This window comes from Bacteroidota bacterium (assembly GCA_017303975.1).
Classification (GTDB): domain Bacteria; phylum Bacteroidota; class Bacteroidia; order JAFLBG01; family JAFLBG01; genus JAFLBG01.
In genome coordinates this window covers 25968-38460 of record JAFLBG010000037.1, presented here as the reverse complement: position 1 = coordinate 38460, position 12493 = coordinate 25968, and the positions used below count along the sequence as shown (strand labels likewise).

Sequence of the window (12493 nt, the reverse complement as noted above, 5' to 3'; positions counted from 1 at the left end):
ATGGTCAGGAATATAAAGTTGTCGATACCAAAAAGAAATTGGATGTAGAATTAGAATATGGTCACGATTATATTTTTGTTTTTGCTAAACCGGGATATATTACCAAGCGAATATTTTTCTCAACTAAAGTGCCACAAGATGCACTAGCAGAAGGAAATTTTGGCCTGTACAAATTTCAAATTACACTGTTTAAGCAATATGATGGTGTAAATACAGTAATTTATAACCAACCTGTTGGTAAAATTGCCTATAGGGCGGAGATTGATAATTTTGATTATGATACAGATTATACCAAATCGATACAAGCGCAATTAGAAGAAATACAAAAGCAAATAGAACAAAAGAAAGAAGAGGCGGAACAAAAGAAGAAAGAAGAAGTTCGATTGGCAGAAGCTGCGCAGAAAGCTGCGGCTGAAGAGGCAAAGAAAAAGGCTGCTGAGGAGGCAGCCAAAAAAGCAGCCGAAGAAGCAGCGAAAAAGAAAGCCGAGGAAGATGCAGCAAAAAAAGCAGCAGAAGAGGCTGCTAAGAAAAAGGCTGAAGAGGACGCCAAGAAAAAAGCCGAAGAGGCTGCTAAGAAAGCAGCTGAAGAGGAGGCGAAAAAGAAAGCAGCTGAAGAGGCAGCTAAGAAAAAAGCGGAAGATGAAGCTGCCAAGAAAAAGGCTGAAGAAGAGGCAGCGAAAAAAGCACAGCAGGCTGCGGAGGAAAAAGCAAAGGCAGATGCGGAAGCAGCGAAAAAGGCAGCCGAGGAAAAGGCAAAGAAAGAGGCTGAGGAAAAAGCAAAACGAGATGCTGAATTAGCTCAAAAAGCAGCCGAGGAAGCTGCTAAGAAGAAAGCAGCAGATGAGGCAGCGAAGAAAGCAGCAGATGAAAAAGCTCAAAAAGAAGCAGAAGAAAAATCGAAAAAGGCAGCCGAGGAAGAGGCTAAGCGTTTAGCAAAACAAAAAGCCGAAGAAGAAGCAGCTAAACTGGCAGCACAAAAAGCTGCAGAAGAACAAGCTGCTAAGCAAGCAGCAGAAGCAAAAGCTAAAGCAGATGCGGAAGCCAAAGCAAAACAAGCGGCTGCCGAAGCAGAAGCAAAGCGTAAAGCAGAGGAGGCTGCCAAACTGAAAGCGGAAGAAGATGCAAAAAAATCGGCAGCACAAAAAGCTGCAGAAGAACAAGCTGCTAAACAAGCTGCAGAAGCAAAAGCCAAAGCAGAGGCGGAAGAAAAGGCTAAGCAAGCGGCTGCAGAAGCAGAAGCCAAACGTAAAGCCGAAGAAGCTGCAAAGTTGAAAGCGGAAGAAGATGCAAAAAAATTAGCAGCGCAAAAGGCAGCTGATGAAGAGGCTAAGAAGGCTGCTCTGAAAGCAGCGGAAGATGCCGAAAACAAGAGAAAAGCAAAGGAAGCTGCTGAGCAGGCGGAAAGGCAGAAAATAGCTAAAATTAAAGCGGAACAAGAGTCTATGCGTTCTGCTAAAGCAAAAGAAGAAGAGGAGGCAAGGAAAAAGGCACTTGCAAAAGCAAAAGCAGATGAAGAGGCTAGACAACTTGCATTGGCGCAACAAAAAAGCACACCTACTTCTTCTGTAAATGCAACTAAATCAACCGGACGTTTAGATAAAAAAGAAGAATATATAGAAGAACCAAACAGAAAAATAACCCTAATAACTGTTACCTACACCGATTACAAAGACACCTATAAGAAAATAGTATATAATTGGGGTGGGGTATTCTATTTCAAAAATGATTTAGCAATCACACAAGCCAATTTTGATTTAGATACAAAGTAGTAATTTGTTACTCCCATTTACATTTACAATAACTTCGATGCAAAAATATAATTAGTTAATCTTTTTATATTCATCAAGTTCACTCTGCAACTTTTTGATAGTATCCTGAAGTTCCTTTTTAGCATCTGCTAAATTTTTAGTTCTCACTTTATGTGCTTTATACAAAAGAAAGGCACTTACACATACAACTAAAATGTAGAAAATTGCGGTTTGCCAAAATGGTGGTGTAATGTAAAATTTATATTTTACCGGCTCACCCCAAACACCTGAATTGTTGCAGGATTTTACAAGCATTGTATATTTTCCTGGTTGTAAATTAGTATAAGAAACTTCATTTGCAGTGGTGCTTTCAGGAGACCAATCGGTATCAAATCCTTCTAATTTATATAAATAAGCCACTTTCTTTGGACTCGCCAAACTTATCCCAACAAAAGAAAATGTCAGATGATTTTGATTGTACTCAAATCTTGCATCTTCTGGAAAATCAATCGGTTTCATAAATAGTTTCAATCCGGTAATTATAGTTATTGGGGGAATTGGATTCGCTTTTATTTCTGCAGGATTGAATTTAATAGTTCCGTTTATGGTTCCGAACCATAAGTTACCTTGTTTGTCTTTGCAAGCAGCATTTGGATTGCATTCGCCTCCCCAAAAACCATCTTGCTTCTCATGAAAATTAAATACATGCTCTTTTACATTGTATCTATCCAAGCCTTTGTTATGTCCAACCCAAATGTTTCCATCATTATCACACACAATTGAGTAAGGAGAGTTGGTAGATAATCCATCTACTGTTGTAAAGTTTGTAAGGGTAGCGCCATCATATCGGAAAAGTCCTCCACCGTGTGTCCCAAACCAAATATGCCCCTCCTTATCTTCGTTAATGCATAAAATAAATCGATGCTTCAAATCGCTTTCAATAGTTAGTTTTTTTATTTTGGTTCCATCCCAATAACTTAATTCTCCTCCCAAGGCACCAAACCAAACTCGTCCTTTGGAGTCATGAAACACACGATAAATGGTATTTCCTCCCAATCCATCGGATAATGTATAGTTCTTTATTTGCTTAGTTTTTGCATCGTAAAAAGAGGCTCCTTCTTTTGTTCCAATCCATACGCTACCATTGTTGTCAGATGTTATTGAATAAATAACATCACTTGCTAAACCAGACGATTTATTAATAGTTTCGAATCTTCGTTGATTTTTAGGGAGCTTACTTAACCCACCATTAGCAGTTCCAAACCACATATTCCCATTTAAGTCTTGATGCACGGCCATTACAACATTACTTACTAGTCCGTCTTTTATAGTGAAATTTTCACTGTAAAATGTTTTGTTAGTTGTGTTTTTATTTGCAAATGTAAGCTTGGAAACGCCTTCATTAGTGCCTATCCAAATGGAGTTGTCCATATCACAAGCTACTGCCCAAGTCAAATTATTTATTAAACTATCTGATATGCTGTATAATTGAAAACGTTCTCCTCGATACTGATTTAAACCTACATCTGTAGCAATCCATACACTTCCTTCATTACTTTCGAAAATTCTATTGGTGTTGAAATAAGCTAACCCTTGCTTGGTACTGTATGTAAATAGCTGCGCGCCTTTAATTGCTTCTAATCTATTTGATGTAGTATCGGGTTGGCACTTTACGGCACCACCACCGGTAGTTGCAACCCAAATATTTCCTTTGGAGTCTTTATACAAAGACTCCACAAAATTAGAAGACAATCCATTTTGAGTGGTAAAATGAAAGGATGTATTGGAAACAACACTGGCGGCTGTTTTCATAGAAAGCATGTCTGTTATCCAAAAAACAAAAACCCCTTCATCTGCTGTCCCCAACCACACTTCGTTCTTGTTTATAAGTTTAATTGAAGTGATTTTGTTGGAGGGTAATCCTTTGCTTTTATTTAACAGCGTATAGCTGTTTTCAGAAATGTTTTCACGATAAACAAATACGCCTGTATCACTCGCCAACCAAATATTTCCCGCGCTATCATTTTCTATTGAATAAAAATTATTGGTAGGTAATCCTTTTTTCTTAGATAAAACTGCCAATTTATTGATTTTGGTATCATACACAAAAACGCCTGCACCTTCTGTTGCAATCCAATAATTTCCTTTTGAATCTTGATTAATAGCTGTAATAGACTTAAAGTAGGTTTGTTTTTCAAGCTCTAAATTTTGGAACTGTTTGGTTTTTGAAATATACTTTGTAACACCACCAGCCCAGTGTCCAAATAATAAATTGCCTTCTTTATCTTTATAAGAACATGTAACCCAATCTTCTGCCAGCCCTTGTTTTTTGGTGTAATTTACAAACTGTTTTCCATTGTATTTAGTTAATCCACCAAGGGTGCCTATCCATAAATTACCGTCATTATCTTGCTGCAATGCTTGAATTTGAGCTTGCGCAATACCATGCTCAACACCATAAAAACTAAATGCAGTAGTTTGACTATTTAAGATAGAAATGGAAAAAAGAAGTAGTAAAAATATACCACTTGATATTCTACGTGCAAATAAAAAATGAAATGAATAGAAATTATGCACCTTATTTAATATACTTTGAAACATCTGTTTTGTACTCTAATTCATTAATTGGAGTATTGTTTTTATAAAAAGAATACATCCCAAAAACATATTTTTCTTTTTTGTAAATATCCGTCTTATTATTAGTTGTAAGCATTATCGTAGTAGTAGTTTTAAACATTCCATCGTCAATTGTTACAGAATAGTTGGTAGGATTGGATATTTTGAAAGTTCCGGGATCAGGAAGAGAGGTTTGCGAATCAATTTTTACCGAGCGTTCTGCAAAAGCTGCTGCCGTTAAAATTCTTTTATTGTAACGCATAACTATCTGTTTATTTACAAGTGATTTTTTGTTTTTCGAAAATTCCTGTGTTCTTATATAATCGGCATTTGCTTTAGCTTCTGTTTCCTTTCGCATTTTGTAAATTACTGATGCTCCTTCTGCTTCTGATTTAACTTTAGCAAATTCAATTTCTTTTAGTTCACGTTCATTTTCTGCTATTTGTTTTAACAAGTCGCTTTCGAAAGTTGTCTTAATATTCTTGTTTTTCTTCTCTACAATAGTTTTGTGTTCTCGTTCTTCCAATAGCTTCATATCCTCTTTTGCCATAGCCACAGAGTTGTTTTTCTCGAGCATAGCAGCTTGATGTTCCTTTTCTTCTTTCAGTTTTTCAAGCTCTTCTCTTATACGCTGTTCTTCTAATGCACGTTGTTCCGCTAATAACCTAGCTTGCTCTAAAGCAGCACTTTCTTGTTTGCGCTTTGCTAATTCTTCTGCATCTCGTCTTTCTTTTTCTGCGGCATATTGCACATCTTTTTCGTGAGCTTTTCGCTCAGCTTCTGCTAAAGCCTCCGCTGCCGGATCTACATATACCTCTTTATTAAAATCAATAGTATAATTTTCATCATCTTTAAATAATTTATTGCCATCAAAAATTATTTTCAAAAAAGGCTGCTTAAATTTTTCGACATTCACAATTTTAGATTCCGGTTCGAAAAATGGTATATCTCCCAAGTCGTAATAGGGCATTATGTGGTATTTATCTTTAGGGATTTTTGCTGCAATAATAAGATGCATATCTACACATTCTTTCGCAGCAAAAGTTAGTTTATAATCATACCCAAAATCAACAAAAAACTTAAATTTTCCATTACGACCTGAAATAAGTTCTTTTTCTAGCATCCCATTTTTATACAATCGAATAGTTGCCCCAGACAAGTCTTTGTTTGCCTTTTGCGCCCGCCCGGCCAATTCTAAATACCCAACAACTTTTTGAGAAAATAGATTTGAAATAGAGAATATACAAAGGATAAATAATAGCCTTAATTTCTTATTGTAATTACTATGTGGATGCATTTCGTTATTAAAGCAAATAACTTTAGTGCGGAAAGATACAAAATTATCGCTGAAGTAAATGTTGTACGCTATAAAAACTGATTTTTGTCAGATTAGTTTTTCAATAGAACATCTGCCAAAGGACTAAACAAGTAAACTCTGCCTGTACTTTGTTCTACACATTTGTATCGGGTTCTTACTTTTTCGCCTCTTTTAAATACTCTTCCCTCCTTTGTTTCGAACAATGCGGAGTTTGGTAAATCTTTTACGAATAAATGATTTGAATTACGAGTGTCATATTTTTTAAGCACCGAATACAAATGAACATCTGTGCAACTAGAAGCTTTTGGATTTTTAAAATGTTTGATTAGTGCATGCGTTATATCTTCCGGAAAAACGGCTGCTTTTATGAAAGGATCTATCAGTAAATGATATTCTTTTTTCCATTCATCTCCGTGTGGCTTTACGCTGTTTTTAAATTTTAGCCAACAAGTTAAATGAGCCACCTCATGAATTAATGTAATTAAAAATGCATATTTATTTAAATCGTGGTTTATTGTAATCTGATGATTTTGCCCTGCAATCGGATGTCTGTAATCACCCAATTTGGTTGAACGAGATTTTTTAATTTTTAATTTAAAATCGTACTGATGCACCCACATGGCTACTGTAAATACAGTCGATTCGGGGATGTACTTTTGCAAAATACTCTTATTTCTTTCTACTTGAGGATGCATTAGCTGAGTAACGAAAAAGCAATATAACTTGACATATAGGCTAAAACTCCTGTATATAGAAACTGAATAACAGTCCATTTTGTACTTTTTGTTTCACGATATACAACAGCCAATGTACTCATGCATTGTAAGGCAAATACATAAAATAGTAATAGAGATACGCATACAGCTATTGAATATTGAGGCTTTAGCGTATCTGGATTAATTTCTTTTTTTAGCACCTCTCTAATTGGGCCTTCATTTTCAGCATTTCCAACACTATAAATTGTAGAAATAGTTCCCACAAAAACTTCTCTAGCCGCAAAGGATGTTATAAGTGCAATGCCAATTTTCCAGTCAAAGCCCAAAGGTTTAATAAGTGGCTCAATAAACTTACCTCCAATGCCTGCGTAGGAAACTTCCAGTTTTTTAGCAAACATTTCAGCATTCAATTCAGCCTTTTTTTCGGGATTAAGCATTATCAGTTTGTCGTATTTCTCAGTAATATCCTTATGTCGGTCATTCGGAGCATGAGATGCTAAAAACCACAGTACAATTGATATCGCAATTATTATTCCTCCTGCATCTCCAACAAAAGTCTTTACTTTAGTTACGATAGTTATTCCAACATTCTTCCAATGTGGAGATTTATAAGCAGGCAGTTCAAGTACAAAAAAACTCTTCTCTTTATTTTTAATAAGTACATTCAGAACAATTGCCACAACTATTACCGACAAGAAACCAAGCAAATAAAGGCCCATTAAAAACAAGCCTTGTAGATTAAAAATCCCATAATTAACAGACGGAACAAAAATGCCAATGAGCAATGTAAATACCGGCAGCCTCGCAGAGCAGCTAGTTAAAGGAATAACAAGAATAGTTATCAATCGCTCTTTCCAACCTGCAATTATTCGTGTACTCATTATTGCGGGAACTGCACATGCTACACCACTTACCAGTGGAATAACCGACTTCCCATTCAGACCAATACTTTTCATCAATCTGTCCATTATAAAACTTACACGCGACATATAGCCTGTATCCTCCAATATGGCTAAAGCACCAAAAAGAAACGCAATTTGCGGTATGAAAATTATAACGCCTCCAAGCCCTGCCAATACACCATCCACAAGCAGGCTCGTAAGTTTAGTAGGTGGAAGTTTTTCGGTCAAAAAACTAGATGCATACGAGAAAAAATTTTCTATCCATTCCATAGGATATGCCGCAACCCAAAATACTGCTTGAAAAATGAAGGATAGAATCAATACAAAAATCAAATACCCTCCAACTTTATGAGTTAAAATTTTATCGGCTTTTTTTGAGAGCGAATCTGAAAATAAATGTCGTTTCTCTAATACACTATCTACTAATTCATCTACCCTTTTAAATAAACGAAGCTCTCTCTGCTCCCAGTTTTCATCGCTGTCATCATGAAAAAACAAATTAGTGTTTCCTATTTTAAAATCAGAAACCAACTTCTGCTTAAGCTGCATGATGTTTTTACCATTTCTTGCATTTACGCCAAAAACAGAAAGACCAGTAAGCTCTGCCAATTTTTCTAAATTCAAACTGCGCTTTTCTTTCTCTAACACATCCGACATTGTTACAACAATTGCCATTGGCTTGTTTAAAGGAATTAGTTTAGAAAGCAGATACAGATTTCGCCTTAGGTTCGTTGCATCAATTACAAAAACAAAAGCGTCTGGATTATCTGGATTATTTTTATTGCTAAGCACATTAACAGCAATTTCCTCGTCAATAGAATTGGCTTCAAAAGAGTAAATACCAGGCAAATCGATTATACTAACCTCTGTTAGTTGGTTTTTCGTATCGATAATTTTATAGATACCACTTTTTTTATCTACCGTTACTCCTGCAAAATTTCCGGTTTTTTGTTTAAGTCCTGTAAGTTGATTGAATAGTGTGGATTTGCCTGAATTTGGTGTGCCTACCAGCGCAATTTTTATTTTCTTATGTACCTCAGTCAACTGCATTAGGTAGGACAATTTTACTGCGAAACAACTACTTCAGAAGCAATATCTTTTCTAATTGCTAAAATATCGCCATTTATGTTTAGTGCAATTGGGCTTCCCATTGGGGCAATGTGCTCTACAATTATTTTTTGATTGGGAATTAAACCAAGTGGAATTATATGCTGTGCAATATAATCATGTAGAAAATAAGATATGACAGCTTCTTCTCCTACCTTTAAATCAGATATTTTCTTTTGCAACATAGTGTTGAAAGGTATGAATAAACTTCGATTTGAATGTACCTACAAAGGGGTATTTTTTAACCACCCCAACTTGGGCAATTATCTACATTCGATTTTTTTTTGCCCGATTTTTTGGAAGAACCACAAGAACTTAAACAAACTATAGTAAAAACTACTATAAATACGGATAACACTACTTTTTTCATTCTGATTTATCTTTTTCTTTTAGGCTTTTTGCTTAAATCGGGGCAATCGGCACATTTGTTTTTTTTAATAGACTTGCAGCCAGTTTCTGTTGTCAACAATAATGACATTCCAAATAAAACCAAAAATATAAAGGAAACTCTGCGCATATTTAAGCAAAACTACATCGTTTTATTGTCTCAATCAAAAATATTACTTCAACCTAGCTAATTGCTCTTCCAACGCCTTTATTTTGGCTTCTGCATCCGCTAGTTTTTTTCGTTCGTTTTCAATTATTTCGGGCTTGGCATTGGCAACAAATTTTTCGTTAGAAAGTTTTATTTGAACCGATTTTAAAAAGCCTTTATAGTAATCTAACTCTTTTGTTAATCGTTCACGCTCTTCATCTGCATTCAATTTTTCCTGCAAAGGAATATACAACTCAATTGTTTTAACCATAAAACTGTAGGCCTTATCAATCTTAACTGTCGTATATTGATAAGAACTTAGATTGGACAATTTTATTGCAAGGGGGTCTAATCTACACGCCTCTCTCATGGTAGGAACCAACTCAAATACATTTAACTTCTCTTTGGGTGAAATGTTTTTTTGCTGACGAAAATTTCTTACCGTACCAACTAATTCTTTTAATGTGTCAATTTTAGAGATGATATCTTTATTAATCTTTTCCAGTTTAGGCCACTCCGCAACAATTATACAGTCTTTTTCATTGCGTACTTTTACCAAACTCCACAACTCCTCGGTAATAAAAGGCATAAACGGATGCAACACTTTTAATATTTTTTCAAAAAAATTGATAGTTGCTTCAAGAGTTGCTTTGTCAATTGGATTGGGCTTTCCATCAATAAAATCTGGCTTTATCATTTCTAAGTACCAGGCGCAAAAATCATCCCATACTAATTTGTATGTTGTCATCAATGCCTCTGAAATTCTGTATTTCAAATACAAATCATCAATAACTCCCAATTGCTCATTAAATCGAGCTTCAAACCATTCTATAGAAGTTTTATTTGCTGTAGGTTGTTGCAACTTGGAATCAACCTCCCAGCCTTTTATCAATCTAAATGCATTCCAAATTTTATTGGTAAAATTTCTGCCTTGTTCGCAATACGATTCGTCAAAAGGCAAATCATTGCCTGCAGGCGAACACAAGAGCATTCCTACCCGAACGCCATCTGCGCTGTATTTAGTTATTAAATCAAGCGGATCAGGCGAATTGCCAAGCGATTTGCTCATTTTTCTGCCTTGCTTATCGCGAACAATTCCTGTTAAATACACATTTGTAAATGGCTTTTTGCCTCTATACTCATATCCTGCAATAATCATACGAGCCACCCAGAAAAATAAAATTTCCGGAGCAGTTACCAAATCATTGGTTGGATAGTAATAGTTTATGTCCTTATTCTCCGGATTTTTAAATCCATCGAATACGCTGATAGGCCACAACCAAGAAGAAAACCAGGTGTCCAACACATCTTCATCTTGTCTAATCTCTTCGATTTTTAAATTTTCATTCTTAATTTTCAATTCTTTTTCAGCTTCTTCGCGAGTCTTGGCCACCACGCAATTTCCTTTGTCATCGTACCATGCCGGAATACGCTGTCCCCACCATAATTGGCGAGAAATGCACCAGTCGTGTACATTTTCCATCCAATGTTTGTAGGTGTTTACAAATTTTTCGGGAATTAATTTGATTTCTCCATTCAACACATTGTCTAATGCAGGTTTTGAAATTTTGTCCATTTTCAAAAACCATTGCATGGAGAGTTTTGGCTCTATAACTGCATCTGTACGCTCGCTGTAGCCCACCTTGTTTTTTATGTCTTCTACTTTTACAATTTGCCCAATCTCTTCTAACTCTTTTACAATTTTTTTACGAACAGTAAACCTGTCTTCGCCTATGTAACGTCCAGCCGCAGCACTTAACTTGCCATCGGGAGTAAGCGTATCAATTATTTCAAGATTATGTTTAATTCCTAAATTGTAGTCATTAATATCGTGTGCGGGAGTCACTTTTAGTGCACCTGTTCCGAATTCTTTGTCTATGTATTCATCAAAAATAATGGGCACAGCACGATTCACAAAAGGAATAACAGCCTTTTTGCCTTTTAAATGATTGTAGCGTTCGTCCTCCGGATGTACGCAAACAGCAGTGTCCCCTAAGATAGTTTCGGGGCGGGTAGTTGCGATGGTTATCCATTCATCTGCCGTTCCATCTATTTTATATTTTACATAATAAAGCTTTGAATTTACCTCTTTGTAAATAACTTCCTCGTCCGAAACAGCGGTCAAACCTTGTGGATCCCAGTTTACCATTCGTACACCACGATAAATATTTCCCTTTTTGTACAAATCAATAAACACATCTATTACCGCTTCGCTCAAATCGTCTTCCATGGTAAAACGTGTCCTGTCCCAATCGCAGGATGCGCCTAGCTTTTTAAGCTGCTCTAAAATAATTCCTCCGTATTTTTCTTTCCAATCCCACGCGTGTTTTAAAAATTCTTCGCGAGATAAATCAGACTTCTTAATACCTTGTTCTTTCAACAACGCAACTACTTTGGCTTCTGTAGCAATAGAAGCATGATCGGTACCCGGTACCCAACAAGCGTTTTTGCCAAGCATGCGAGCTCTTCTAATCAATACATCTTGAATCGTGTTGTTTAGCATGTGCCCCATGTGCAACACTCCTGTTACGTTTGGCGGAGGTATTACAATGGTGTAGGGGTCTCGTTCATCTGGAACCGACTTGAAAAATTTGTTATCTAACCAATATTGGTACCATTTATTCTCAATGGATGCCGGATTATATGTTTTCGGGATTTCTTCCATAATACTAAATAAAGGTTGCAATTTACCAAAAAATACAACCCCACTAAAATTTCTGCTCTTTTGTCGGCTTGGTCAAATTCCTCTTTCTTTACTATGACTTAGGAATAATATGACATTTTGCTATTTTTATTTAAGATGAAGTGTTTCTCTGTCTTACTACTTCATATAAAACAATACCTGTAGCAACAGCAACATTGTACGAGCCCGTTTTGCCAATTAATGGTATTTTCGCAGTATAGTTGCAGCGTTTTAAGTATTCACTTGATACGCCATTTTCCTCCGATCCCATTATAATTACGGTTCCATCTTTTAGTGGGATATCATAAATATACTTGTCTGTTTTTTCGCTTGCTGCTACTATTTGCATTCCGGATTCTTTTAAAAAATCCAACACATCTTTTAGGTTTTCGTGTTTGCAAATACTCATGTTGTAGATAGCTCCGGCAGATGCTTTTACAGCTTCGCTGTTTATTTGTGCGCTTCCTTGGCTAGGTATTACAATTGCATCTACTCCCATACATTCTGCCGTTCGGGCAATTGAGCCAAAATTACGTACATCGGTTACCCTGTCTAATACAATTATAAGTGGTGTTTTGCCTTTTTCGTATAAGGAAGGAACAATATTGAAGATGTTTTCATATTCTACCACAGCCATGTATGCCACTACTCCTTGATGGTTTTTGGAGGTAAGTGAATTTAGTTTTTGTGGTGGAACAAATTGATAATATATGTTTTTGTCTCGCAATAGTTTAAAGAGTGATTTAAATAAATCGCCACTTAACGCACGTTGTACAAATACTTTGTCAATCTCTTTGCCGGATTCAATAGCTTCTATAATTGGACGAATGCCAAATATAAGTTGGTTGTTGTTTTCTTTTTGATGCAC

The 12493-nt window shown here is 36.0% G+C and carries 8 protein-coding genes; 1 reads left to right on the top strand and 7 read right to left on the bottom strand.

Annotated elements, in window-relative coordinates; genetic code table 11:
- The coding region (locus J0M08_11645; protein MBN8703711.1) for a hypothetical protein at nucleotides 1–1769 on the top strand (1769 nt) is incomplete at its 5' end.
- A gap of 51 nt (nucleotides 1770–1820) precedes the next feature.
- Here the strand turns inward: J0M08_11645 and J0M08_11640 are convergent.
- From J0M08_11640 to rlmB, 7 genes are all read right to left on the bottom strand, one after another.
- Nucleotides 1821–4349, bottom strand: a complete 2529-nt coding sequence (locus J0M08_11640; GenBank protein MBN8703710.1) for a hypothetical protein — start codon at nucleotides 4347–4349, stop codon at nucleotides 1821–1823.
- On the bottom strand, nucleotides 4327–5661 hold the full coding sequence (locus J0M08_11635; protein MBN8703709.1) for a hypothetical protein: 1335 nt from the start codon (nucleotides 5659–5661) through the stop codon (nucleotides 4327–4329). The genes J0M08_11640 and J0M08_11635 overlap by 23 nt, the downstream gene beginning before the upstream one ends.
- A 92-nt stretch (nucleotides 5662–5753) precedes the next feature.
- Nucleotides 5754–6377: a SprT-like domain-containing protein gene (locus tag J0M08_11630; protein MBN8703708.1), complete on the bottom strand. Its 624-nt coding sequence runs from the start codon at nucleotides 6375–6377 to the stop codon at nucleotides 5754–5756.
- Nucleotides 6377–8350, bottom strand: coding sequence for a ferrous iron transporter B (locus tag J0M08_11625; GenBank protein MBN8703707.1), 1974 nt, complete (start codon nucleotides 8348–8350; stop codon nucleotides 6377–6379). Before J0M08_11625 ends, J0M08_11630 begins: the two co-directional genes overlap by 1 nt.
- A gap of 14 nt (nucleotides 8351–8364) precedes the next feature.
- Nucleotides 8365–8592, bottom strand: a complete 228-nt coding sequence (locus J0M08_11620) for a ferrous iron transport protein A (protein ID MBN8703706.1) — start codon at nucleotides 8590–8592, stop codon at nucleotides 8365–8367.
- 375 nt (nucleotides 8593–8967) lie between these two features.
- The gene (locus J0M08_11615; GenBank protein MBN8703705.1) at nucleotides 8968–11607 is read right to left on the bottom strand and encodes a valine--tRNA ligase; all 2640 of its coding nucleotides are present in this window, start codon (nucleotides 11605–11607) and stop codon (nucleotides 8968–8970) included.
- 130 nt (nucleotides 11608–11737) lie between these two features.
- Nucleotides 11738–12493 (bottom strand): 23S rRNA (guanosine(2251)-2'-O)-methyltransferase RlmB, encoded by a 756-nt coding sequence (gene rlmB / locus J0M08_11610; GenBank protein MBN8703704.1) that lies wholly within the window; start codon nucleotides 12491–12493, stop codon nucleotides 11738–11740.

Coding starts and splice junctions, on each gene's coding strand:
- J0M08_11620 (MBN8703706.1), bottom strand. CDS start 8,592: ATGTTGCAAAAGAAAATATCTGATTTAAAGGTAGGAGAAGAAGCTGTC.
- J0M08_11630 (MBN8703708.1), bottom strand. CDS start 6,377: ATGCATCCTCAAGTAGAAAGAAATAAGAGTATTTTGCAAAAGTACATC.
- J0M08_11635 (MBN8703709.1), bottom strand. CDS start 5,661: ATGCATCCACATAGTAATTACAATAAGAAATTAAGGCTATTATTTATC.
- J0M08_11615 (MBN8703705.1), bottom strand. CDS start 11,607: ATGGAAGAAATCCCGAAAACATATAATCCGGCATCCATTGAGAATAAA.
- J0M08_11640 (MBN8703710.1), bottom strand. CDS start 4,349: ATGTTTCAAAGTATATTAAATAAGGTGCATAATTTCTATTCATTTCAT.
- J0M08_11625 (MBN8703707.1), bottom strand. CDS start 8,350: ATGCAGTTGACTGAGGTACATAAGAAAATAAAAATTGCGCTGGTAGGC.